At 69.9% G+C, this 22590-nt stretch carries 20 protein-coding genes; 9 read left to right on the forward strand and 11 right to left on the reverse strand.

The window, feature by feature from the left end:
• The 5 genes from ACFYNL_RS16385 to ACFYNL_RS16405 form a co-directional block, all read right to left on the reverse strand.
• Positions 1–4644 (reverse strand): putative T7SS-secreted protein, encoded by a 4644-nt coding sequence (locus ACFYNL_RS16385; RefSeq protein ID WP_388803068.1) that lies wholly within the window; start codon positions 4642–4644, stop codon positions 1–3.
• Positions 4644–5246, reverse strand: coding sequence for a hypothetical protein (locus ACFYNL_RS16390; RefSeq protein ID WP_388803070.1), 603 nt, complete (start codon positions 5244–5246; stop codon positions 4644–4646). The genes ACFYNL_RS16385 and ACFYNL_RS16390 overlap by 1 nt, the downstream gene beginning before the upstream one ends.
• Positions 5243–5662: an SseB family protein gene (locus ACFYNL_RS16395; protein ID WP_388803073.1), complete on the reverse strand. Its 420-nt coding sequence runs from the start codon at positions 5660–5662 to the stop codon at positions 5243–5245. Before ACFYNL_RS16395 ends, ACFYNL_RS16390 begins: the two co-directional genes overlap by 4 nt.
• Before the next feature lie 333 nt (positions 5663–5995).
• Entirely contained in the window at positions 5996–6874 is an 879-nt protein-coding gene (locus tag ACFYNL_RS16400; protein WP_388803076.1) for a DUF2797 domain-containing protein, read from the reverse strand.
• A gap of 58 nt (positions 6875–6932) precedes the next feature.
• Positions 6933–7325, reverse strand: a complete 393-nt coding sequence (locus ACFYNL_RS16405; protein WP_388803078.1) for an HGxxPAAW family protein — start codon at positions 7323–7325, stop codon at positions 6933–6935.
• Between the two features lie 79 nt (positions 7326–7404).
• Here ACFYNL_RS16405 and ACFYNL_RS16410 point away from each other — a divergent pair, with 79 nt between their 5' ends.
• Positions 7405–7890 (forward strand): MarR family transcriptional regulator, encoded by a 486-nt coding sequence (locus ACFYNL_RS16410; protein ID WP_388803081.1) that lies wholly within the window; start codon positions 7405–7407, stop codon positions 7888–7890.
• A 54-nt stretch (positions 7891–7944) separates the two neighbouring features.
• Here ACFYNL_RS16410 and ACFYNL_RS16415 read toward each other — a convergent pair whose 3' ends face one another.
• Positions 7945–8349 carry a winged helix-turn-helix transcriptional regulator gene (locus tag ACFYNL_RS16415; RefSeq protein WP_388803084.1) on the reverse strand — a complete coding sequence of 135 codons (405 nt, stop codon included), beginning with the start codon at positions 8347–8349 and terminating at the stop codon, positions 7945–7947.
• Positions 8350–8446: 97 nt separating this feature from the next.
• Here ACFYNL_RS16415 and ACFYNL_RS16420 point away from each other — a divergent pair, with 97 nt between their 5' ends.
• Positions 8447–9310: an NAD(P)H-binding protein gene (locus ACFYNL_RS16420; RefSeq protein ID WP_388804554.1), complete on the forward strand. Its 864-nt coding sequence runs from the start codon at positions 8447–8449 to the stop codon at positions 9308–9310.
• Between the two features lie 175 nt (positions 9311–9485).
• Positions 9486–12386 (forward strand): SpoIIE family protein phosphatase, encoded by a 2901-nt coding sequence (locus ACFYNL_RS16425; protein WP_388803087.1) that lies wholly within the window; start codon positions 9486–9488, stop codon positions 12384–12386.
• Positions 12387–12447: 61 nt separating this feature from the next.
• Here ACFYNL_RS16425 and ACFYNL_RS16430 read toward each other — a convergent pair whose 3' ends face one another.
• The 3 genes from ACFYNL_RS16430 to ACFYNL_RS16440 all read right to left on the reverse strand — a co-directional run bounded on the left by ACFYNL_RS16430 (position 12448) and on the right by ACFYNL_RS16440 (position 16121).
• On the reverse strand, positions 12448–13725 hold the full coding sequence (locus tag ACFYNL_RS16430; protein ID WP_388803089.1) for a hypothetical protein: 1278 nt from the start codon (positions 13723–13725) through the stop codon (positions 12448–12450).
• Positions 13726–13863: 138 nt separating this feature from the next.
• On the reverse strand, positions 13864–14514 hold the full coding sequence (locus ACFYNL_RS16435; RefSeq protein WP_388803092.1) for an MOSC domain-containing protein: 651 nt from the start codon (positions 14512–14514) through the stop codon (positions 13864–13866).
• A 176-nt stretch (positions 14515–14690) separates the two neighbouring features.
• Positions 14691–16121 carry an integrin-like protein gene (locus ACFYNL_RS16440; RefSeq protein WP_388803095.1) on the reverse strand — a complete coding sequence of 477 codons (1431 nt, stop codon included), beginning with the start codon at positions 16119–16121 and terminating at the stop codon, positions 14691–14693.
• A 466-nt stretch (positions 16122–16587) separates the two neighbouring features.
• Between ACFYNL_RS16440 and ACFYNL_RS16445 the strand changes: the two genes are divergently transcribed.
• Entirely contained in the window at positions 16588–17148 is a 561-nt protein-coding gene (locus tag ACFYNL_RS16445; RefSeq protein ID WP_388803097.1) for a hypothetical protein, read from the forward strand.
• Positions 17149–18111: 963 nt separating this feature from the next.
• Here ACFYNL_RS16445 and ACFYNL_RS16450 read toward each other — a convergent pair.
• Both ACFYNL_RS16450 and ACFYNL_RS16455 read right to left on the reverse strand, forming a co-directional pair.
• Positions 18112–18816, reverse strand: coding sequence for a YdcF family protein (locus ACFYNL_RS16450; protein WP_388803100.1), 705 nt, complete (start codon positions 18814–18816; stop codon positions 18112–18114).
• The gene (locus tag ACFYNL_RS16455; RefSeq protein WP_388803103.1) at positions 18813–19607 is read right to left on the reverse strand and encodes a GntR family transcriptional regulator; all 795 of its coding nucleotides are present in this window, start codon (positions 19605–19607) and stop codon (positions 18813–18815) included. Before ACFYNL_RS16455 ends, ACFYNL_RS16450 begins: the two co-directional genes overlap by 4 nt.
• Positions 19608–20067: 460 nt before the next feature.
• On the opposite strand from ACFYNL_RS16455, the gene ACFYNL_RS16460 reads away from it, so the two are divergent.
• Genes ACFYNL_RS16460 through ACFYNL_RS16480 form a run of 5 tightly spaced genes read left to right on the forward strand, consistent with a single transcriptional unit; the run spans position 20068 to position 22565 of the window.
• Positions 20068–20337 carry a DUF6284 family protein gene (locus ACFYNL_RS16460; protein WP_388803107.1) on the forward strand — a complete coding sequence of 90 codons (270 nt, stop codon included), beginning with the start codon at positions 20068–20070 and terminating at the stop codon, positions 20335–20337.
• Positions 20334–20780 carry a Pycsar system effector family protein gene (locus ACFYNL_RS16465; protein WP_388803110.1) on the forward strand — a complete coding sequence of 149 codons (447 nt, stop codon included), beginning with the start codon at positions 20334–20336 and terminating at the stop codon, positions 20778–20780. The genes ACFYNL_RS16460 and ACFYNL_RS16465 overlap by 4 nt, the downstream gene beginning before the upstream one ends.
• On the forward strand, positions 20777–21898 hold the full coding sequence (locus ACFYNL_RS16470; protein ID WP_388803113.1) for a conjugal transfer protein: 1122 nt from the start codon (positions 20777–20779) through the stop codon (positions 21896–21898). The genes ACFYNL_RS16465 and ACFYNL_RS16470 overlap by 4 nt, the downstream gene beginning before the upstream one ends.
• A complete protein-coding gene (locus ACFYNL_RS16475; protein ID WP_388803116.1) occupies positions 21898–22245 on the forward strand; it encodes an RRQRL motif-containing zinc-binding protein in 348 nt (115 codons plus the stop codon). Before ACFYNL_RS16470 ends, ACFYNL_RS16475 begins: the two co-directional genes overlap by 1 nt.
• 2 nt (positions 22246–22247) lie before the next feature.
• On the forward strand, positions 22248–22565 hold the full coding sequence (locus ACFYNL_RS16480) for a hypothetical protein (RefSeq protein WP_388803119.1): 318 nt from the start codon (positions 22248–22250) through the stop codon (positions 22563–22565).
• Positions 22566–22590 lie beyond the last annotated feature (25 nt).

A 22590-nucleotide genomic window follows, 5' to 3' on the forward strand; every position in this document is an offset into this window, starting at 1 on the left:
TCACCTTCCAGGGATCAGGGAATCGCCGGCCGCATTGAATGTATACCCGTTCCTCAACAGATGATTAAGCTCATCATGATAAATAGAATCCACCTTGGATTTTTCTATCGGCGTGGCCAACCGGAAGGTGGCGCCCTCCGCTATTCCCCTGTCCAGGAACTTTACATTCTCGGCCCATTGCTGCTCCGGTGTAAGCGTATTCCAGTAGTCTAGAGGAACCTCGAACCACTGCCCCCCTTCGAGCTCGGCCACTCTCTGATAGTCAGGATGGTTTCCAATGACCCTCAGTCGCGGGTAAGGAGAAAGGCCCAGTGGATCGATCAGGGAGAGCGGGTTATCTACGTATGTAGAGGGATTGGGTGCGGGGATGAGGCCAAGGGGATCGAGAGTGAGATAACGGGCCGTCTGAGGGTCGTAGTGACGGAAGTAGTTGTAGTGAAGGCCCGTTTCAGGGTCGTAGTACTGACCGGGGAAGCGTAGAGGCGTGTAGGCCCTGGCGGCGCGGTTCCAGGCTGTGGTGCCCCAGAGGGTGGTGCGGGTGTGCCAGGCGATGTCGCCGTGTTCGTCGACCAGTTCGGTGGGGGTGCCGATCAGGTCGGTGACGATGGCGTAGAAGCGGGAGTCGATCTCCTCCTGTGAGGCGTCGGAGGCGGGGGGCGGCGTCGTCTTGCGTTCGGTCTGGGTCAGGGGGTGTAGGCCGTTGTGGTTCCAGGTGAGGGTGACGGCCGGACCGTTGGTAGCAGGGGTGTCCGTGGTTTGTTCACACAGGGTCGTGCCGTCCCAGGTGAAGTCGATCTGCTCCAGGAGGGTCTCGCCGTCGGTGGCCAGGCGTTGCTTGGCGATGCGGCGGCCCAGGGGGTCGTACCGGTAGCGCCAGGTCGTGCCGTCGGGAGTGACCACGGACGTGAGGCGGTCTTCGGCGTCCCAGGTGTAGCGCCAGGTGTCCGGCTTGCGGGACAGGCGGGTCTTCCGGCGCAGGATGATGCGGCCGGCCTCGTCGTGTTCGTAGCGGACGTGGCCCGCACGGATGATGCGGGTGCCGGTGTAGGTGCGGTCGCCGGTCGCTTCCTGGCCGGGCATGGAGGTCGGCCAGGTGGCGTGGGTCTGGTTGCCCGCGGTGTCGTAGGCGTAGGACTCGGTCCAGTCGGCGGCGTGGACGGCGGTGACGCGACCGGCGGCGTCCAGGTCGAAACGGCGGCTGCCGTTGAGGTGGTCGTCGATGCCGGTCAGGTTGCCGTCAGCGCGGTAGGTGTAAGCGCGGCGCTGGAGACGTTGGTGAGCCGGTCCGGTGAGTTCCTGCTTCGTCAGGCGCCCCATGGGGTCGAAGGCGTTGGTGAGGGTCAGGGTGTCGTCGATGTGGCGGGTCAGTTCGCGGCCCGCCGCGTCGTGGGTGAAGGTGAGGGTGCGGCCGGCCGTGGTCAGTGCGGTGCGGTTGCCCGCCGCGTCGTGGGTCCATGTGCTGGTCGCGCCGGTCGGCGTGGTGCGGCCGGTACGGCGGCCCAGGGCGTCGTAGGTGTAGGTGAGGGTGCGGCCGTTGACCGTCTCGGAGATCAGGCGGCCTGCCTCGTCCCGCTGCAACGTCAGGACGGCGTCCTGGTTGGTTGCCCGGGCCAGGCCGCCCGTCACGTCGTACGTGTAGGTGGTGACGGCTCCGGCGGCGTCCTTGCGCACCACACGGCCCAGCACGTCCCGCTCGAAGTGGATCGCCTGGCCAAGGGGTGTGGTGGTGGCGGTCAGCTGGCCGGCTGCGTCGTGGTCGTACGTCACCGTGCGGCTGTCGAAGTCCGTCTCCGCGACGAGGCGGCCCGCCGCGTCGTATGCGTAACTCCAGGTCAGGCCCTGGGGGTTCGTGACCTGGGTGAGGCGCAGTTCGGTGTCGTGGTCGAACGTGTAGCGCACACCGTCCGGGCCCGTGCGGGCCGCCAGCAGGTCGAAGTGCGTGTACTCGTAGCGGGAGACCGCGCCCATGGCGTCGGTGTGGCTGGTGCAGTTGCCTTCGCCGTCGTACGTCCAGGACTCCGTGCTGCCGTCCGGGGCGGTGCGGCGGGCCGGCTTGCCCTCGACCGTCCACTCCAGGCGGGTGACCGCGCCGAGCGGATCCGTGATCGTCGTCGGGCGGCCGAATGCGTCGCGTTCGTAGCGGGTCACGGCGCCCAGAGGGTCCGTGATCTCCAGCGGGAGGCCCGCGGGGTTGCAGCGGACCGTCGTGGTCGCGCCCGTCGCGTCCGTGATCGATGCCAGGTGGCCGAGCTCGTCGTACGTGAAGCGCGTCGTGGTTCCGGAGGAGTCGGTCACCGCCGTGCGGTTGCCGAACTCGTCGAACTGCTGGCTGATGTGCGTGCCGTCGGCACCGGATATGGAGGCGGGGAGGCCCTGGTCGTCGTAGCCGATGCTGGTGTAGCGGCCGTCGGGGCGGACGACCATGATCGGGCGGCCCGCCTTGTCGTAGGCGTAGCTCGTGGTGCGGCCGAGCGGGTCGGTGATCGTCAGCGGGCGGTCGTAGCGGTCGTACGTCCTGCGGGTCGTCGCCCCGTCCGGGCCGGTCTCGGCGACCACGTGGAGGTCGCCGTCGACCTGGTAGCGCGTGCTGTGGCCCAGGGAGTTGGTCGCGGTGATGGTCCGGTGGCCGGTGTCGGGATCGATGTCGCCGTAGACGAACGTGTTGCGCAGGTGGCCCGCTTCGCCCGACTGGGAGGTGCAGCGGCCCTGGTCGTCGTAGACGTAGCTGTACGACGAGTTGTTGGTGTCGGTCCACGCGGTGATGAGGCCCAGCTCGTCGTTGGTGAACCGGGTCGGTGTGCCGGAGGAGTTCGTCACCGCCGACAGGTGGCCGTGGTCGTCGTAACCGAAGCGGACCAGTTCCTGGTCGCCGCCGCCCGGGGCGGCGTCGGTCAGGTGCAGGGCGGTGATCCGGTTCCCGGCCGTCTCGATCTTGAGGTGGTAGCCGGCCGAGTGCACGATCGCTGCGGGGGTGCCCTCGTGGTCGTACTGGAAGGTGAGCCACTGCCCCGAGCGGTCGGTGATCTGCTCCAGCAGGGCGATGCCGTCGCCGTCGCCGCCCGGCGCCGCGAAGTACCAGGCGCGGCCGGTTTCGGGGTCGGTGACGGCGTAGTCACCATGGGCGTCGATGGTGAGCGGATGGCGGTCACCGTCCAGGGGCAGCACCGGGGCCCCGGGCGCGGGGTGCGGGTAGGCCAGCAGGGAACCGTCTTCGCGGAGGAAGATCACGCCCTCGGCGTCGATCTCCAGGCGCTGGTCCGCCGTGGACGTCCACTTCGGGCCGAACCAGCGGCCGGCTTCGTACGACGACTCGAACTGCCGCGAGAAGACCAGCGGCAGCTTGGCGGGCAGGGACACGTCGGTCTGCGGCAGCGACATCCGGCCGGTGGCCAGGTCGATCGGGTCGCCGCCGAACAGCCTGCACCACAGCTTGCGGGCGAAGTTCCGCATCCCGCCGTTCACGGCTGTGCGCGCGGCGTTGGTCGCCGCGCCCTTGGCAGCCCCGCGCGCCGCCCCCCGAGCCGCGCCCCCCGCCCCCTTGCCGCCGATCAGATTCGAGGCCAGGTACCCCGCGGCGTCCCCCGGGTCGCTGCTCCAGCCGCTGCCGATGATGGCCTTCGGCAGGCGCTCGGGGTGGGCGGCCGTGCCCACCAGGCCGGCCAGCAGCATGTTGGAGTTCTTCCACCAGTCGCCGGGGTGGGTGATGTTGTACGGATCCATCGGGTTGACGGTGCGGACCAGCTTCACCATGTCCGCGGCGCCCTTGAGGAGCCCGCCCACCACGTGGGCCTGGTTCAGCTGCGCGCCCACGACGGCGTCCACGGCGTCGGCCTTCAACCGGTCGGTGAACTCCGGTTTCGGCGGGGCTTTTTCCAGAGCGGCGGCAACCCTGCGTTGTGCGTCCCGGGCGGCGTCCGTGCGCTGGCGGCGCGCCTCGGCCAGGATTTCCTCGGCCTCCCGTCGGCCGGCCGCCCCCGGGTCGGTGAAGGTGCCCGGTTCGGTCGGTTTGCGGCCCGGGTTCTGCCCCGCGGCCAGGGCCGCGTTGTACTGGTCGGCGGCCTGGTTGTACGCCTTCACCTGCGCGTTGTGCGCGTCCACCGCCTGCCGGGTGATCTGCTGCGCGCTGCGGTGGGCGTCGATCGCCAGCTGCGCCTGTTTCTGCGCCCAGCGCACCGTGTCTGCGTACGCCTCCAGCGCCCCGGCCGCGGCCTCGCATGCGTCGGCGGCCGTCAGCCACTGCTTGGGGTGCATGTCGAACTTCTCGCGGAAGGCGTCCGCGGCCTGGCCCTGCCAGCCCTCGCCGTCCAGCGAGCGCATCCCCTGGCCGACGTTCTCGAAGGCACGGCTGAAGTCGCGCAGATGCCGGGCCCGGGTCTCCAGGGCCTGCGGGCTGCCGTGGACCAGTTCCTTGGGGTCCTCGCTCTCCCCCAGCGCACGCTCGGCGACATCGCCGCCCAGCCGGTTGCTCACCCCCTCCCCGAAGTCCCGCACACCCTCGGCCGCCCGGTCCGCGCCGACCGCCGACAGGCCGTCCGCGGCCTTGTCCGTGCCCCAGTTGACGGCCTCGCCGACGCCCTCCGTCACGCCGTCCACGGCACTGTCCAGGCCGTCACCGACGTCGTTGAACAAGTCCCCCAGGCCCATCAGCGCTCGGCCTCCTCGGACTCCGTGGTCTGCGGTGGGCCGCCCCACTGCCAGTCCGTCCTGGGATCGAAGGGCGCGTCCGGGGTCACCGTCGAGGTCTCCACGTCCTGCGCGGCCTGGTCCCACGCTTCGCGAGCCGCCGCGTCACCCTCCCGGACCGACTCCGCGCTCCAGTCGGGGTTCATGACATGGGAGACGGGGTTGTCCTTCAGCGTGTCCGACCAGGAACGCCCCTCGACCTCCTCCTGGGACAGATAGGGGTTGCCCGCCGCCGCGGTCCACACCGTCTTCAAGGTGTCGGAGACGTACTGCTCCTGGTCGTGGTACAGCCCCGCGGAAAGGTTCAGTCGGCCCGCGAACTCGTTGGCGTCCTGCATCAACGAACGGACCCCCCAGCCCCACCGCTCGCAGAAGTCCGCGAAGACCTGGCGCAGGCTCCCGTCCCCCACCTCCAGGCCGGCCAGCTCCAGTTCGTCGAAGCCCCGCCCCAGGTTCGCCTCGATGTCGAAGCCCAGCTCCTTCAGCTCGTCCATCGCCTGGTTGATGCCCCTGGTGATCCGGGCCAGCGCCTCGGGATCGACCTGGTAGCCACCGCCGCTCACGCGTCCGCCCCCTGTCCGCCCGTGCCCTGCGCGTCTGCGGGCACCGCCACCGCGTCCGGCACGATCCCCGCCGCGGGCGGCAGCACCATCCCCACGGCACTGCCGGCATCGACGGCGATCCCGACCGGCCCGTCCACTCGGGGGATCACGCGGTCCAGCAGCCATGCGCCGTGCACCGGGACACGCTCGTCGATCGGCTCGCCCCGCGCCTCGGCGAAGCGCGACAGCGCCGTGTCGTCCGTGAACGCGAACAGCCAACGGACACCGCCCGACTCGACCGACAGCAGCGAGTCGTCCACTACCGGTACCAGGACCTCGCTGCGTCTGAACTCCCCGACGATCTCGGGCAGACGGCCCTGTCCGGTCGCCGCCAAATCGGTCAGTCGCGTCCGCAGCCGCGAGGCATCGGTGCTCACGTCATCCCCCGTCGCACAGCTCACCGTTGATCGCACAAGCGAACGATGACGTTACTCGGGTGAGTACGAGGGGTGCCAGTTATCGCGTTTCGGCCAGTGTTGGCCGAGTTGGGCGGGTGATCGGTGGTTGCTGGACCGTCGAGGTGGCGGATGGCGGCCCGGCACGGGTCGGGTGCTCCTGGAAACCGTCCCTGTGCTGATGGCCGGTTGCCGGTCCGGGCGGGCACGCACAACCCGCCGTATGGAGCGGCGCCCTGGGTCCGGCCGCGGGCCGCGGGCCGCGTCCACGACGATCAAGACCGCAGCCGCAGCCGAGGTGTCGACGGACCCGCGTCAGAACAACCCGTCCTGCACCCCTACGTCCGCCTGCCTGTACTCCCGTACGGGGACCGTCAGTTCGTCTCCCGCACCCGGCGGCACCAGCTCCCACCCCGTCATCAACCGCGTGTCGACCACGACCACCCCGCCGCCGGTCTCCACATGCAGGTCCGGACCGGCGGCCGCCGCCAACCGTCCGCTCACCACGCCGCCCGCGACCAGTTCGGTGACCTCCCCCAAGGCGGTCGGCAGGTCCGCGAGGCCGAACGCCTCGCTGTGGTCGACCGGTCGGCAGGGCTCGGGCGTGAGGGAGTCCGGCCAGCCGGGCAGGGCCACCGCCCGGCCGTGCAGTTCCTCGATCTCCGCCGCCCGCTCGGCCGCCGAGCGCGGCAGCGCCGCCCGCACCGCGCGCTTGTCGGCGTACGGAATCCGGTCCGGCACGCGCAGGGCCGCCCGCAGCAGTTCCTCCGTGCGCCGCGCGGCCATCAGCGGGCCGGCGCCCAGCCAGGTGAAGCAGACCGCCCCCTGCTCCAGCAGCCGGGCCGAGCCACGCTCAAGGGCGGTGATGCCGACCTTGGTCATGCCGGGGCCGAACCACGCCAGATACACGTGGTACGGGCGCGGGTCGTCGGCGATCGTGTCCGCGGCCACCGAGTGGGCCCGGTCCAGCCGCGCGCACTCCTCGCACCGCGCGCCCGTGCTGCGCCCCGGCACGACCGCTCGTACCGGACACGCATGCCCCCGCGCTCCCACACATGTCCGCACGCCCCCATCCGCGACCCCGAAGGCCACCCGCTTACCCCAGGTCAGCGCCGAGCTCCGGCCCCCCGCCCAGGCCAGCACGGGGCCGGCCGCCGACCATCGCAGTCCCGAGCATCTCCACACCTGTGCCATCGCTCTTCGACCCTAGAGGCAGGCACTGACACCGCGGCTTCCGCGAGCGTCGGCACCCTCAGCGACGGGCCTCGGCAGTAACACGCTCCGGCTGGCCGTGCCCGGCCGACGGGGCCGCCCCGGCGACCACCTCGGCCGGCACCGTCGCGGGGCCACGCCGCCCCCGCCCCGCGAGCCGGCACCCCCAGCAGTCCGGATGTCCGGCCCCTGCGGTCAGGTCGCGCGTGCCCATCCCCCACTCACCGCGCGGCCGCACACCCGGAGGCTTGCCCCATCCGGACAGGTGCAGGGCCCAGGTGACGAGCACGCTCACCGCGACAATCCCGAGCCCGCCCCATATGAGGCCGGCCGAGACCAGGCAGACCCCCGCCCCCAGCACGCTCGCTCCGATCGTCGCGATCGCGGTTCCGGTCCACCCCGCGACCGTGTGCCCCTCGTCATACTGGCTCACGATGCTCCCCTCCCGAGAATCCCTCACTTCGTAAGAAGTTTAGGCGCTAAATCTCTCACAAGCTAAGGTAATAAGGAAGATGCAAGCCAAGCCGCGCCCCACCGCCACCCCGGCCCAGGCGCTGGAGGCGATGGACTCCCTCATCGCGGCCCACCTGCTCGGCCAGCAGGAGATGGCCCAGCGGCTGGGCCTGAACATCACCGACCTGCTCTGTTTCGCCTGCGTCCTGAAAGCCGGCGAGAACCTGCTGACGGCGGGCGAGCTCGCCGAGCACGCGCACGTCACGACCGGTGCCATGACCGGCATCCTCAACCGCCTGGAACGCGCCGGCTTCATCACCCGCCGCCCGGACCCGGCCGACCGCCGCCGTGTCCGCGTGGCCGCCGTCCCGGCCGCGATCGCCCGCGCCGAGGAGCTGTACGGCCCGTACTACGCCCGCCTGAACGAGGTGTTCGCCTCGTACTCCGCCGACGAGATCGCCGTACTCACGGACTGGTTCACCCGCACGACCGGTCTCGCCCAGGGCTACATCGACGAACTCCGCGAACAGGACAGGACGACCTGACCCCGCCGAGCCCCCCTGCCCCGGCCCCGGCCCCCGCCCCTGCCCGGCCGCCCGTCAACGGCCCCGGCCGCGCCCGCCCTCCCGGGCGTCGTAGGCCATCCGTGCCGCGTCCACCCGGTCCAGGTTCACCGACCACTCGGAGAGCGCCGCGAACAGCGGCGCGAGACTGCGGCCCAGTTCGCTGATCTCGTACTCCACCCGCGGCGGGACCTCGGCGTGGTACGTGCGCACCACCAGCCCGTCCCGCTCCAACTGCCGCAGCCGCTGCGTCAGCACCTTCGGTGTGATCGTGGCGATACGGCGTTCCAGCTCGACGAAGCGCTGCCTGCCGTGCTCGTGCAGCGACCACAGGATCGGGGTGGTCCAGCGGCTGAAGACGATGTCGACGACGGGGGCGATCGGGCAGGCGGTCTCCGGGTCACCACCGCGCGGACCCCGCTCCACTGTGTCCTCCGTCACTTCTGACCCCCTCCGCCAATACTTTCCTCTAGGTACCTACTACCCCCGCAACAGTAGCGTCGCCGAACGAGAGCCGAACTCGGAACGGAGACCGATGATGATCGTGGTGACCGGAGCAACGGGCAACGTGGGAAGGCCACTTGTGCGCGCACTCGTCGAAGCGGGGGAGCAGGTGACGGCCGTGTCCCGCCGCATCTCCGCACAGCGGGTGCCCGCAGGAGTCCGCCACCACCAGGGCGACCTCGGCGAGCCCGCACACCTCAAGCCCGCGTTCGACGGAGCCGAGGCGCTGTTCCTGCTGACCTCCGGCGACTTCATGGCGGCGGGCGGCGACCTCCGCGCCACCCTGGACGTAGCGCGGGGCGCGGGCGTCCGGCGTGTGGTGCTGCTGTCGTCCCAAGGGGTCGGCACCGGTGACCTCCCTCCCGTCCTGGAGGACGCCGTACGGGCGTCGGGGCTGGACTGGACGATCCTGCGCTCGGGCGGCTTCCACTCCAACGCCCTCCAGTGGGCCGACATGATCCGCGCGCGCGGGGAAGTGGCCGCGCCCTTCGGCGACGTGGCCCTGCCCACCGTCGATCCGGCCGACATCGCGCAGGTCGCGGCCGTCGCCCTGCGCGAGCCCGGTCACGACGGCCGGATCCACGAACTGACCGGCCCCGCGCCCGTCTCACCCCGGCAGCAGACGGCCGCGATCGAGGCGGTGCTCGGTACGGCGGTGCGGTTCGTGGAACTGAGTCGCGCGCAGGCCCGGGAGCGGATGCTGGGCGTCATGCCCGAGCCCGTCGTCGAGAGCACGCTCGACATGCTGGGTGCGCCGGCGGCCGCGTTGCGGCGGGTCGGTCCTGACCTGGAGCGCCTCCTCGGGCGGCCGGGACGTACCTTCGCGCAGTGGGCGGCACGCCATGCCGGCGCCTTCGAGCGGCAGAGCGTGGAGCCTGCCCCACGTTCGTCACGGTAGACCGCCCGGGCACCCTGCGCGGCGCCGGGCCGGCTCCGGCTCCGCACGGCCGTCCCAGGCGGCAACTCCGGCTCGGCATCGCACCGTTGCCTTCGAGGTCAACGGCCTGACGGAGGGAGGTGAGGATCTTGCGAACCGCCGATCAGGTGCCGACCGTGACGGTAAAGTCCACGACATGAACGCTCGGCTGACGCTGCTCGGCGCGGTGGCCCCCGGTGTCGCGGAGAGCGAGGTCTTCCGGCTGGCCCTGCAGCACGCGGTGGGCGAACTGGGCGCTCTCGGCGGCATGATCCACCTTCGTGGACCGCTGTCCGCGCTGCGACTGGTCTCGTCGACCGGGCTGCCGTCCGCCCTCACCCGCCCCTGGGAGATCATCGAGCAGGAGGTCCCGCTCGCCCCGGCCCGCGCGCTGCACGAGGGCAACGGACTCTGGGTGCCGCTGACTTCCGCGCGGCCCGACTGCCCCGCCGCCGGACTGCCCGGAACCGGCCTCGCGGTGCTGCCGATGTACAGCGGGGCCCGCAGCACCGGGGCCCTGACCATCCTGATGGGCGACGGGGGCGAACCGCCGCGCGCGCACTGGGAGTTCCTGCGTGCCGTCGTCGCCTGGACCGAGGAACGCATGGCCCAGGCGCCGCCACCGGCCCGCCCCGCGCGTCCGGGCCCGCCCGAGCAGCACGGCGAGCGCCTGCGCCGGGCACTGCGGGAGGTACGCGTCGGCTCCTGGGACTGGGACATCCGCACCGGCGACCTGATCTGGGACGAGCCGGCCCTGGAGCTCTACGGCACCCGGCCGCAGGACCACACCGGCAAGATCGGCGACTGGATGCGGTGCGTCCACCCCGACGACCTCGCGCCGACGCTCGCGGCGGTCGACCGGGCGATCCGCGGCGGCGGCGTCTTCGAGGCCGAGTACCGGGTGCGCAAGCTGGACGGCACCTGGGGCTGGACCCAGGCCCGCGGCAGAGCGACGTACGACGACAGCGGCGAGCCCAGACGGATGATCGGCGTGGGCTGGGACAGCAACGAGCCGCGGTCCGCCCGTGACGCGCTCAGCCGGGCCCTGCGCCATATGAGCGACGGCTTCCTCGCGATGGACGACGACTGGCGGATCACCTTCGCCAACCTGGAGGCCGAACGCACCCTGGGCTACTCCGAGAAGGAGCTGATCGGCCGCCTGCTGTGGGACCTGCCCGCCGCCGAGCAGGTGCCCGGTCTGGAGATCCGGTGCCGGCAGGCCGCCGCCGCGGAGAAGTCGGTCAGCTTCGACGTACGGCTGCCCAACGGCCGCCTGTGCCACCTGCGGCTCGTCCCCGGCCCCGACGGCCGCACCATCTACTTCACGGACGTCACCGAGAAGCGGCGCCTGGAGGAGGACCGCCGCTCCGCCGAACGCGCCGCGTCCGAACGGGCCACCCGGATAGCGGAGTTGACGACCGCCCTGGCCAAGGCGACGACCTCGAAGGACGTGGTGGACGCGGTGGCCCGCCGGGTGCTGCCGCCGTTCGAGGCGACCGGCCTGGTGGTGCAGGCCCTGGAGGGCGACCGCCTCCACACCGTCGGATCCGTCGGCCACTCGGACGACGTCCTGGCCCTGATCGACGGCCGCGAACAGACGGCGTACAACCCCATGTGGGACGCGATCCTGATCGGCGAGCCGCTGTTCCTGTCCTCCCGCGAGGAGTTCGCCGCACGCAGCCCCGCGGTGGCCGACCTGCCCGCCTACGACGGACAGCACGCCTGGGCGTTCCTCCCGCTGACCGCCTCGGGGCACACCTTCGGCGTCTGCGCGGTCACCTTCGACCACCCCCGCCGCCTCACCGGCGAGGAGCGCACCCTGCTGACCGCGACCAGCGCCCTGGTCGCGCAGGCCCTGGAACGCGCCCGCCTGTTCGACGCCGAACACACCCGCTCCCGCGAGCTCCAGCGCAGCCTGCTCCCGCGGGACCTGCCCGACCTCCCCGCCTGCACCACCGCCGCCCGCTATCTGCCGGCCGGGCAGGGCATGGACGTGGGCGGTGACTGGTACGACATCATCCCGCTCTCGGGCGGTCAGGTGGCCCTGGTCGTCGGCGACGTCATGGGCCACGGTCTGCCGGAGGCCGCGACGATGGGCCGGCTGCGCACGGCGGTCCACACCCTGGCCGACCTCGAACTCCCGCCCGACGAGATCATGAGCCGTCTCAACGACATCGTCGGCGCCATGGGCGAGGAGTCGTACGTGACGTGCCTGTACGCGCTGTACGACTCCACGACCCGCGTCTGCTCCATGGCGCGCGCGGGCCACCCGCCCCCCGCCCTGCTCCACCCCGACGGCACCGTGGTCTTCCCGCCCCTGTCGGCCGACCCGCCCCTGGGCGCGGCGGAGCCCCCCTTCGAGACCACGGAGGTCCCGGTCCCCGAAGGCAGTGTGCTGGTGCTGTACACCGACGGCCTCGTGGAGTCGTCGAAGCGCGAGATGGACGAGGGCATGGCACAGCTCGCCGACGTCCTGCGCACCTCCCACAAGGACGGCACGGCGAAGGACCTGGAGCGGCTGTGCGAGCGGGTCACCTCCGCGCTCCTGCCCGCCGACCACCAGGCGGCCGACGACGCGGCCTTCCTGCTGGCCCGCCTGCACGCGCTGCCCACCGCCCGTATGGCGTCCTGGTCCCTGCCCGAGGACCCCAGGGCGGCGGGCCGGGCGCGCGAACTGATCCGTGAGCAGCTCGCGGCCTGGGGCCTGCAGGCCCTGACCCCCACGACCGAGCTGCTGGCGAGCGAGCTCATCGGCAACGTCGTCCGCCACGCCAGGGGCCCGCTTCGGCTACGGCTGCTGCACGGCGCCGAGCTGATCTGCGAGGTGTTCGACGGCAGCCTGACGATGCCGCGCATCCGCCGGGCGACGGAGACGGACGAGGGCGGCCGGGGGCTTCAGCTGGTGTCCGCGCTGTCGCAGCGATGGGGGACGCGGTACACGCCGACCGGTAAGTGCATCTGGACCGAACAGGCCCTGCAGCCGTCGGAGACGGTACGGGCGGACCGGACGGCTTCGGCCGACCTGCTGGAGCTGATGTTCCTGGACCAGGGGTTGTAGGTACGGCGGCGCGGAGGCCCTGGGCGGCTCGCGCACTCGCTCCAGGGCCTCGGCGCGAGGGTCAGGAACCGTCGGCGCGGACGGCGTAGACGTACCGCCTGCCGGTGTACTCACTGACGTTCCAGATGACGGACTCGGCGAAGGCCCATCCGGAGGCACCGCTGCTGTGGTAGCTGAGGTCCTCACAGCCCACGGCCAGGTCGCACACGACGCTCGCGGTCGAGCCGCCGGTGGTGAAGGTGCGCAGGGTGCCCTTGGCGTCCGGCCCGTCGCTGACCGCGAGGTAGTGCTTGTCCTTGCGGGAGACGACACCCTGGATCTTCTGCTGGGCGACGGTCATGGCCTGCTTGGCGGTGAGTGAGGCCAGCTGCCGGTCGGTGTAGTCGAGTTCCCAGCGGACCACCTTGGGCGTGGTGGTGGGCTGACCGGTGCCGTTGAAGGTCCCGTCCGTGTAGTCGACGGTGCCCGACTTCGAGTACTCGCTGATCACCAGGCTGTCCGGGGTGCTGGCGCGGTCGAGCCCGATGGTCGTGTAGCGCAGGTACTTCCCGGCGTTGTCGTAGGCGTGGCTCTGCGGCAGGACGTACTGGTAGCCGTAGCCCTGGTAGGACCCGTCGGTGTGCAGACCGCACACGTCCTTCTCCGCGGTGGCGACCTTGAAGAGGGTGTTCAGGTCGAACACCCGCAGCCCCTTGAACGTGTCGACGACGTACAGCAGGTTGCCGTACCACATGATGCCGCCGGCGTGCTTGCGGATGGGGTTGAAGGAGTACGCGCCGGTGCTGGTCCGGACGGGCTCTACGAGCAGGACGTGCCGATAGGTGGGCGCACTGGGGTTGTTGTAGTCGACGAAGGTGATCCGCTGGCCCTTGTCGAGGGCGTACTCGTCCTCGCCCACACCGTCGGTATTGGTCTCGAAGTACCAGGAGACGAGGATGACCTTGTTGCTGCCGCCCTCCGGGTAGAGCCCGTTGCCGTAGGCGTCGGCGCTGGTGGTGACGCCCTGCGGGATCCAGTAGTCGACGGCCTGGTCGTCGGCATCGAAGGCGAACCCGGCCTGGAACGCCTCGACCGTGCTGGGGGCGCTGGTGAGCCGGGGAGCGTTGCGGTTGGTGTCGGCGACGACGGCGGTCGCGTCCACCTTGGGGAGCCGGGCCGCCAAGGCGGCGTTGAGAGCGGCGAATTCACCGTGGCTGTTGGAGGAGCGGCTGGTGAGGGAGAACTGGCCCGGATCGATCGTCGCCGCGTGGGCGGGAGTTGCGGCGAGCAGACCGCCCGCGGCTGCGGCGAAGGGGGCGGTGGCTATGCCCTTGATGATGGTTCTTCGTGACATGGTCATGCGCGAAAGCTAGAGCCATTCGAACACTAGCCACAAATACGTTTGTTCGCATGCACATGGGGGGCGGCCGGTCCGACGTCCGGTCGCCCCACTCACGGAAGGTGGCCCGAGCGGGCCCCGCGCACGATTCGGACGGGCCTATGCGCCCGAACGCCTGCGAGCGATGTCCCTGATCTCCTCCGGGAGCGCCTCAGCGGCCAACAGCCCGGCAAGCAGCTCCGGTTCGAGGGTCATGGCGCGGAAGGTGAGCGCGACGGTCACGTCGTGATCGGGCCGATGCACGATCCGGACGGGGTCGGCGGCACGGATGTCACCGGGTTCGATCACCCGCAGATACGCGCCCGGCAGGGCGGCCCGGGTGAACCGCTTGATCCACCCGTCCTGCTCCAGCCACCCCTGGAACGTGCCGCACGGGATCCGCGGGCACGACACCTCCAGCACCACGTCGTCCCCGATGCGCCAACGCTCCCCGATCAGCGCGGCGTTGACGTCGAGGCCCAGGGTCGTGAGGTTCTCACCGAAGACGCCGTCGGCGAGCGGCCGGCCCAGTTCGGCCTGCCAGCCGTCGAGGTCCTCACGGGCGTACGCGTACACGGCCTGATCGGTGCCGCCATGGTTCCGCACGTCGTACACCCGGTCCCCCGCGAGCCCCACCGCACCGGTCCCCTTGGGCCCGGGAGCACTGACGGCGACCGGCCCGTCCACGGGCCGCTTGTCGATGCCGGTGGCGCCGAGCCCCTTCCACGGGTTGGGACGAGCCTTGCCCACGTTGACGGAGAGCAGCTTCATCCGGACGACCGTACGGTTCACCGCCGAACGGTGGCGACACGTTTTTTCACGCCACCCCGGTACCGCGGAGGCCGAGAACGACAAGCCCTGTGGATCACCTCCACAGGGCTTGCGGCGCCGGTGCGTCGGCCATGGAACGCGGGGGGCCTCCTGTCCCGCTCCTGCCGGTGCCCGGCTCAGTCGAGCATCGACTCCCCGAACCGCGATCCGTTCGCGAGGCCGTAGTCGCCGGAGGTGAAGACCTTGGAACCGGAGCCGGTGAGGCCCGAGGAGGTGCCCGGCAGGGACCACAGGGCTCCGCTGCGGGTGTTCTCGAAGGACGCGGTGACGGCGAGGTCCGCCTTGCCGTTGCGGTTGTAGTCGACGAGCCGGACCCTGGCGCCGAAGAGGTCGTCGGTCTCGGGGCCGCCCGGCACCGCGGTGGTGTCCTGGGAGACGCGCACGACCCCGGACATCGACACTCCGGACGCGGAGCCGCGGAACACCGTCACGTCGCCGGCGTTCTTGACGCTGCCGAGGTCCTCGCCGTTGGCGCCGACCACCAGCTCGTCCCGCCCGTCACCGGTGATGTCGCCGAACGCCAGTGAGCAGCCGAAGCCGTCGGAGTCCTCGTTGGCGCCGGGCACGCCCGTGCTGTTCTGGTGGATGACCACCGGACCGCCCACACCCGACTCGCTGCCGTACCGCACGGTGACGAATCCGGCACCGCCGCTCGGGTCGGCGGCCGAGTACAGCTCCGGCCAGGTGAGGGAAGCCGCCATGTCGTCGTAGCCGTCCCCGTTGACGTCGCCGAGGGCGACGTCCGTGCCGCCGCCGGTCACCCGCGCTCCCGGCTGCGGCCTGCCCGTCCGGCCGTAGAAGACGTCGACGGCCGGCCGGTCGTTGCCGTCGTCCCTTCCGGTGACGGCCAGGTCGTCCTTGCCGTCACCGTCGATGTCACCCACGGCCGCCTCGCTGTTGCCGAGCTGTCCGCCGGGCCCGGTCAGACCGGTGTACGTCGGTACAGGTTGGCTCCCGCGGGCGAGACCCCCGGCGTACACGGCGACGGAATCCGAGTCGATCACGGCGAGGTCCGCGCCGCTGTCCCCGGTGAAGTCCCCCACGGCGACGTCCCAGCCGTGGCCCTGCCACTGGTGCGGGTCGGCCACCACGGTCGTGGTGCTGCTGGTGAACGGCCGGGTGCCGCCCCAGAGGATGGTCACGCTGCCCTGGCCCTCGTTGCTGCCCACGTCCTCGCCGTCGGCGCCCACGACGAGGTCCGCGTATCCGTCCGCGTCCAGGTCCCCGCTGGCGATCGACATCCCGAAGTGGTCGCCTTCCTCAGGCGTCCCCGGCACCCCGGACGAACTCTGGGTCAGCCCGACCTTCTTGGTGGTCAGACCGGTGGAGGAGCCGAAAGCCACGACCACTCCGCCCGCGGCCGAGGCTCCGTCGATGGTCTTGTACGGCGCGCCGATCGCCAGGTCGCGGTGGCCGTCACCGTTGAAGTCGTCGGCGTACTTGGCGGCGGCGGCGACTGCCGGTGCCGCGGTGACAGCCGTGAGCAGGCCACCGGCCAGCGCGACGGCGGTCGCGGTGGCGATGGCGGTGCGGAGCTGCAAAGACATGGCGGTGTTTCTCCCCCGGAACGCGTTTCGGACGGTTCGTAGACAACGCGAGTGACCGAAGGGTTGTACGAGACAGGCGTGACACCTCCCTCGATTCCCTCGACGTCCGCTGCACGTCCCGGAAACGCAAGAGGCCCCGGATCTCTCCGGGGCCTCTCACCTGTGTGCACTCGGCAGGATTCGAACCTGCAACCTTCTGATCCGTAGGCGGGTGCGCCCCGGGGACGCGTGAGGCAATCACCAGTCATTCGGCACCGGCTATCCACTGTGCGGACTGCTCTCCGTCCACAATTGTGCCCCCGTGTACACGGTTGTTGATGTCAGGCGTTGATGTCAGGGCGCAGGCCATTGCCGCTGGTCAAGCGTCTGTACTGACAGCCCCTAGCTAGGGCGTCAGTACACACCACATGAGTGCATTTCATCTCGCCTCCGCGCTGACCCCTCGTCGGTGGGGAAGCTCTGACATATGGCCGAAGATCAAGAGAGCGACAACGACAACAGAGGGCGGATCAGTAAGCATGTTGGCTGGTGGATTGGGGTAATCGCGGGCCTGGCTGGCATCGCAGGGCTGATTTTCACGATCTCCACCAGAGAACAGTTCACTGTGAAGGAGTGGAGGCAGCAGGCCAATGCAGCATGCAACAACGTGAACACTGACCTCCTCGACAAGTGGGCCAGGGCCACAACCGCTGTCTACACTCTGGAGGAAGGTGGTTACCAATCAGCGGACTATCAGACAGCGGCGTTTGCCTGGCAGGCGGTGGGCAAGACCGAGGAGAAGCTCACCAGCGAGATCGGAAAGATCGAGATGCCCAACTCGCACGAGGAAGACATCTCCCGCCTACTTGAAGACCTGAACGCCGCCAGCTATGCGGATGCCATGCTAGCCGTGGATCTTGGGAAAGAGGTCTTCACAGGAGATAGCAAGGACGCCAAGGACCGGCACAATGGGCCAGCAGTCAAAGTACAGCAAGGCTTTCGCAAACTCGACGTATCGCACTGCTCCGGATTGCCACCCTCGGGCTGATTCCGCGTTACACACGAAATCCTTCCCCGGCGACCCGCCGCCTGGATGGCGGCGGACACCAGTCGGTGCGACGCTGTACGTCAGTGTGCGTGGCTGTTGATGTCAGTTATTGATGGCACGCGTGCAGCGTGGGCTCGCCTGGACCTGGCTTACCCACGCTGCCGTCCGGCCAGTTAGTAAGACTGGCGAACGATGCGGCCTGATGCGGCCTGACCGAATGGGCCACTTCTGCGCCCCGGTGCCGTGCAGCCACGAAGGATGCTGTACGACAGGGAGTAGGCCACTTCGCCGGCCATCCCAGACCTGAATGACGATCAGAGCGATCAGCGCTACCACCAGCCACGTCGCCTGTCGCAATATCGCGGACACGGTGTCGCCGTTGATCACGCAGCTCAGAGTAACTCCGAGCAAGATCAAATCACGGTTGCGGCTGCCACTGCCGTGTGCGACAGTACGAGGCAGCATGCCTCCGCTTAGGTGGGGCGCATTCCGAGCCTCGGCTTCGTTCATCGATCTCCTTGGTTCATCGGTGAGGTGCCCCAACTTCTTGGCGGGAGGACGGGCACCTCAGTCGTTTTCTGATGGCTGCACCCTAACGCCCCGCACTGACTCGCCAGCGCTGAGCGGGAGTTGCCTCTGCAGCATGACAGACCGTCACCGTCGCCGCCCCACCCCAATGCCAATCTTCCAAGCAATCTGCCGGGGTAAATGAACGCCTCAGCGCCCAAACTGACCATTCAGTAATGCGTTGACCTGCGCTTTCATCTTTTCGATCTGGTGACTCAAATCACACACGCACACCGGTTTCACCTAGGGTTTGATGAACACCTGGCCCTGTCAGTGCCGCCCCTTATACTGAAGGTTTTTCGCGCGATCTCAAGAATCGAAATTCTCGATCACCTGGCGTTGTCAGTGCCGCCCCTTATACTGAGGGGTTTTCCTCAAGGCAGGCGGGGACGATCGTCAGACTTCTGGCTTCGGGCTCCTGGTAGCCGCCCCTGTCGGGCGCGGGGCAACATCCGCCGGCATGAGTCGACTAGTGAAGCCTTCGACACACAGCCGCTCAAAGGCGGCTACGACGGCGTCCGGAACATCCTGCTCGATGGCCAGACCCAACCTTGGGAAAACGAGCACTCGTTGCAGGGTGCCCACGATCATGTCGATCACCATGCGAGCGTCCCCGATGGAGTCGGCGTACTCCTCCAGGCCCATCGATGTGGACGCACACACCACTTCGACCTCGGGCCACTTCTTCCGCATCATGGCGTACGAGCGCCGCTCTTCGTACGGTTTGCACACGAGCAGGACGGACGAGACCTTGACGTCGGCCTCCGCCAACACCGCTTTCGTGAACTCGATGTTCTCGCCCGTATTCGTGGCACGCGGTTCCAGGAGTACTGCGGAATCGGGCACCCCTAGCTGCAACGCCCGCTCTCGGTAGTGGACAGCCTCACCACGCGGCATGCGCGCCCGGGTCGTGGGGCTGGTGGCTCCCGTGAAGACGATGACCGGCGCCATGCCCTGGTGGTACAGCTCCGCTGTCACGTCAGCCACGCCAAGGTCGTGACTGCCCAGCCCCACGGCCACCGAACATGGCCGTGGGGCATGGTGCATGAAGTGGTAGCCCCACAGGAGTCGGGCATCCGCCCATGTCTGTGCCGAGATCATTCCTGCCCCTTCCTGTCCTGTGCCGAGTCGGGAACCTTGAAGTCGTACTCCCACGCGAAGCGAGAAGCCGAGTGAATGCCCACCGCGAACTCAACCACCGTGCCATCTGCGGTGTACGTGGTCCGGTGCAGCTCGACTACGGGCTCGCCGGCGGGGAGCTGTAGGAGCTGCACTTCGTCCGCCGTCGGGATGCGGGCGAACAGGGCCTCTCGCATGTGGTCGATCTCGTATCCGGCGTCGTAGAGGACCCGGTACCCGCCGCCACGGCCGGCAGGGCCCGGGGTGGGGTCGACGATGCGTGTCCCCTCGACGTGCTCCGGCCTGTAGTAGCTGGTCAGGGTGTGAGTCGGCTGGGCACCTTCCTTCACTAGCCGGGCGCGTGCGTACACCTCGGAGCCGACTGGGACACCCAGCCCCTCTGCTACGAGGCTGTCCGCCTGAACACGGCTCACGGTCTGCGTCTGCTCGTTGCGCTTGTACGCGCGTCCCGATGCGACGCGGTCAGCGATGAACGCGACCTCGTCACCATCGCGCCACTTCGCCTTGTCGTACCGAGCGATGCCCAGCCGCTTGAGCGGAGCACGCGGACGCACCACGGTGCCGTGACCGCGCGTCGACGTCACGAGGCCTTCAGCCTCCAGGGCCTTGTAGGCCTTGTGGACGGTTTCCTTCGAACCTTCTCCGTCCTCGACAAGCTTTCTGATCTGGGGCAACTGGGCGCCCGGCGGATACTTACCGCTCTTGATCTGCTCCGCGAACCGGTCCGCCAGTTCGCGCCACTTCGGTGCCACGCAGAACTCCTCTCGACGCGAACCAGTGAACCACAGTCCTAGGACTGTTGACAGTCCTAGGACTGCGTGTCATCGTCTTCTCGTGCCGCTCGCAGTCCTAGGACAGCGAGTCGAGAGGGCCTTCTTTGGGCTGCCTTCTGGCGTACCGGTTCGGGATAGCTCGCCTCCAGGGGTGGGCCCCTTGCTGGCAGTTCCTTGACAACTCAACAGCGTGCTGAGGGAACCGCCCCACCTCTGCAAGCAAGAGGGCGGCGCGCGTGGGTTCTGTCCCCACGTGCGAGTACAGCGCAATTCGACCTTCCCGCAGCTCAAGAACTGCGGGCCGGTTGCCTCCCCTGCTCGTCTCGTACGAGCAGGGCTGAGGGGAGCCGGATCTACCGACTTCAACGGCAGGCGCCCCCGGTGCTGGAACACCGGGGGCGCGGTTCGGGCCGTTCACCTGTGAGAGGACCACGACCCTATGAGCCCCATCGTCACTGTTCAGGACGCTGTTACCGCGTTCGCCGACTTCATCGAGCCGACGGATGCGGAGCTGGACGCGATCGAGCAGGAGTTGCCCGTCATCCTGGCGGAGGTCGACCTGTTGGACGCGCGGATCATCACCCTCGACCGCACGCCGACCGAGCTGGACGCCCGCCGCATCCGCCGCGCCCGCCACCGTGTGCTCACCGCCCGGCGCGACGTGGCCAACCGCACTGCCGGCGTGATCCTGCCGGGGGGTGCCGCATGAGCGCCGCCACCCGGAGCCTGACGGCCGCGCACGCTGAGGTGAAGGCGGAGATCGCGCGGACGGACACCAAGACGGGCCTGTTGCTGGCTTTCGTCGGCGCAGTCCTCGCCGGTACCTGGACGGTCGCCCGTGACCTGCCCCTGACCGTTCCCGCCGCCGTGGTGGGCGGGGTCGGTGTGGCGCTGCTGGTCGGCGCGGCCGGTCTGCTGCTGCGCTCAACGCGGCCGAACCTGCGCGGCCGGCACGGCTTCCCGCTGTGGGCCACGCTCACGACCGAGGAGATCACGGCCGCCGTCGCCACCGACCTTGCTGCCGATATCGCCGGGCTGTCCCGGCTGGCGGTCGCCAAGTTCACCTGTCTGCGCCGCGCGGTCGACCTCACTCTGACCGGCGGCGCCCTGCTGGTCCTCGCCGCCCTGCTCACCCTCGGGGGTGCCCGATGACCACCACCAAGCTGACGCGCGTTCAGGCCGGTGTGCTGGCGGCCGCGTTCGTGCCGATGCTGGCCACGGGCGTGTTCGGCGGGATCGGCACCTACAGCAACATCGGCCACGCCTACGGCAAGGGAACCGCGCTCGGTGCGCTCGCCGCCGGTGAGGGCGCCACCGCCGTGCTCGCCCTGGTCCAGCTCGGCCTGACCCTGCTGGGACAGTCCTCCCCGCGCATCGTCCGCGCCGGGTTGTGGGCGCTGCCCGCTGCCGCCGCTGTCATGGGCGCGATGGCCGCCCCCGACCTGGGCCGCACCGTCATCTACGCCCTGACTCCGATGGGCATGTCCGTCTCGGCGGAGGGCATGGCGTTCCTCGCCCGGCGGATCGTCGTCCACACCGACGGCCGCGACGCGGAGCATGAGCGGCGTACCGCCGACCTGGTACAGGCCCTCGCCTACCACCGTGCCCGCGCCACCCAGCATCCGACGGGCTGGGTCAGGAAGTGGTCGGAACTCAAGTCGTGGCGGTTGGCCCGCAAGGTCGGTGTCGGGGATGCGGCGCTCGGATCGAGGCTGCTGGACGTGCAGCGCGATCGGGTCACGGCCGGTGCGGATGCCGCTCTCGCGTCGATGTTCGGCGGCACGACACCCGCCCCCGCCCTCGATCCCGCACTGCCCGCGAATGCGGAGGAATCTACCGAGACCGCAATGAAACGGTCTATGGCTGAGCTGCGGGAATCGACCCCCGCCCCGGTCGTGACACTGACCCGACTTCCGGTGCCGGATCCGGTCGCGGTCGACCTGGGCAAGTCGATTCCCCCGCTCAAGCCCCTGCCCGCCATCGCCGCCCCGATCGAGCCTGCCGTCGTGGCGCCCGTGCACAAGACGGTGGCGGCGGAGTCGACCCCGTCGCGACGGGCGACCGGTCGACTCCCCGAGGCGGCCCGATCGCCCCGACCCAAGCGCACCCCCGAGCAGTTGCTCGACGAGGCGCGCACGGCGACGGCCGAATGGCCGGATGCGAAGGTGACCGCTGAGGGTATCCGCCGCGAGATCCGCACTTCGCCCGCGAACGCGCGCAAGCTGCGTGATGCCCTGCTCGCTGAGCGGGCCACCGCTCCGACCGGCTGATGGCCGCGCTGCCGGTGTACCGGTGGCGCCTCGCCCCGGACGGATACGCCACCCGCCGCCAGCTCCGCGCACAGGGTCTGCGCCCCGGTGGTCAGGGTGTGGCGGCTCAGTTGGAACGGCCGCGCCGACGGCGTGGGCCTCTGGTCGCCTACCTGTACCGCGTGGACTGCGCGAAGCCGGTTCGGCCGATGACCCCGGCGAAGTGGGCGGCTCTGGCCAAGGCCAACGCCGCCCGCCGCCGCTGCCCGGCCTGCCGGCGTGACGCCGGATACGTCATCCCCACCTCGCTCGGCACCTGCGTGCCGTGCGCCTACCCCGGCCCGTACGGGCCCGAAGGGAGTACCTGACCGTGGGCAACTCCGAGATCCGCCGCCTGGACAAGAAGATCCGGCGCACCACGAACAAGCTCAATGCCGTCAAGCGGGGCGAATGGTGGCCGCTGACCAGCCGTGAACGGCTCGACATGACCCGCGCGATGGCCGGCGGCGCCCGCAGCATCCACCGGGGACACAGCACGACCGGCGCGGAGAACCGGATGGACTCCATCGGCTCCGCCGTCGAAACCCGGCTGAACGCCGAGCTGACCGCCCTGATCGGCGAGCGTCAGCGCCTGATCACCGAGGCCGCCCGCGCCAAGGCCGCCAAGAAGTCCTCCGGCTGGTTCTGACCAGCCACAACACCCGGGGTGGCCG

Source organism: Streptomyces sp. NPDC007808, from assembly GCF_042868655.1.
Classification (GTDB): Bacteria; Actinomycetota; Actinomycetes; order Streptomycetales; family Streptomycetaceae; genus Streptomyces.

What these genes read in the sequence shown, in the direction of transcription:
- ACFYNL_RS16410 (WP_388803081.1), top strand. Translation starts at nt 7,405, where the DNA reads ATGCAAGCCAAGCCGCGCCCCACCGCCACCCCGGCCCAGGCGCTGGAG.
- ACFYNL_RS16435 (WP_388803092.1), bottom strand. Translation starts at nt 14,514, where the DNA reads ATGAAGCTGCTCTCCGTCAACGTGGGCAAGGCTCGTCCCAACCCGTGG.
- ACFYNL_RS16460 (WP_388803107.1), top strand. Translation starts at nt 20,068, where the DNA reads ATGAGCCCCATCGTCACTGTTCAGGACGCTGTTACCGCGTTCGCCGAC.
- ACFYNL_RS16430 (WP_388803089.1), bottom strand. Translation starts at nt 13,725, where the DNA reads ATGACCATGTCACGAAGAACCATCATCAAGGGCATAGCCACCGCCCCC.
- ACFYNL_RS16475 (WP_388803116.1), top strand. Translation starts at nt 21,898, where the DNA reads ATGGCCGCGCTGCCGGTGTACCGGTGGCGCCTCGCCCCGGACGGATAC.
- ACFYNL_RS16420 (WP_388804554.1), top strand. Translation starts at nt 8,447, where the DNA reads ATGATCGTGGTGACCGGAGCAACGGGCAACGTGGGAAGGCCACTTGTG.
- ACFYNL_RS16425 (WP_388803087.1), top strand. Translation starts at nt 9,486, where the DNA reads ATGAACGCTCGGCTGACGCTGCTCGGCGCGGTGGCCCCCGGTGTCGCG.
- ACFYNL_RS16470 (WP_388803113.1), top strand. Translation starts at nt 20,777, where the DNA reads ATGACCACCACCAAGCTGACGCGCGTTCAGGCCGGTGTGCTGGCGGCC.
- ACFYNL_RS16445 (WP_388803097.1), top strand. Translation starts at nt 16,588, where the DNA reads ATGGCCGAAGATCAAGAGAGCGACAACGACAACAGAGGGCGGATCAGT.
- ACFYNL_RS16400 (WP_388803076.1), bottom strand. Translation starts at nt 6,874, where the DNA reads ATGGCACAGGTGTGGAGATGCTCGGGACTGCGATGGTCGGCGGCCGGC.
- ACFYNL_RS16465 (WP_388803110.1), top strand. Translation starts at nt 20,334, where the DNA reads ATGAGCGCCGCCACCCGGAGCCTGACGGCCGCGCACGCTGAGGTGAAG.
- ACFYNL_RS16450 (WP_388803100.1), bottom strand. Translation starts at nt 18,816, where the DNA reads ATGATCTCGGCACAGACATGGGCGGATGCCCGACTCCTGTGGGGCTAC.
- ACFYNL_RS16385 (WP_388803068.1), bottom strand. Translation starts at nt 4,644, where the DNA reads ATGGGCCTGGGGGACTTGTTCAACGACGTCGGTGACGGCCTGGACAGT.
- ACFYNL_RS16440 (WP_388803095.1), bottom strand. Translation starts at nt 16,121, where the DNA reads ATGTCTTTGCAGCTCCGCACCGCCATCGCCACCGCGACCGCCGTCGCG.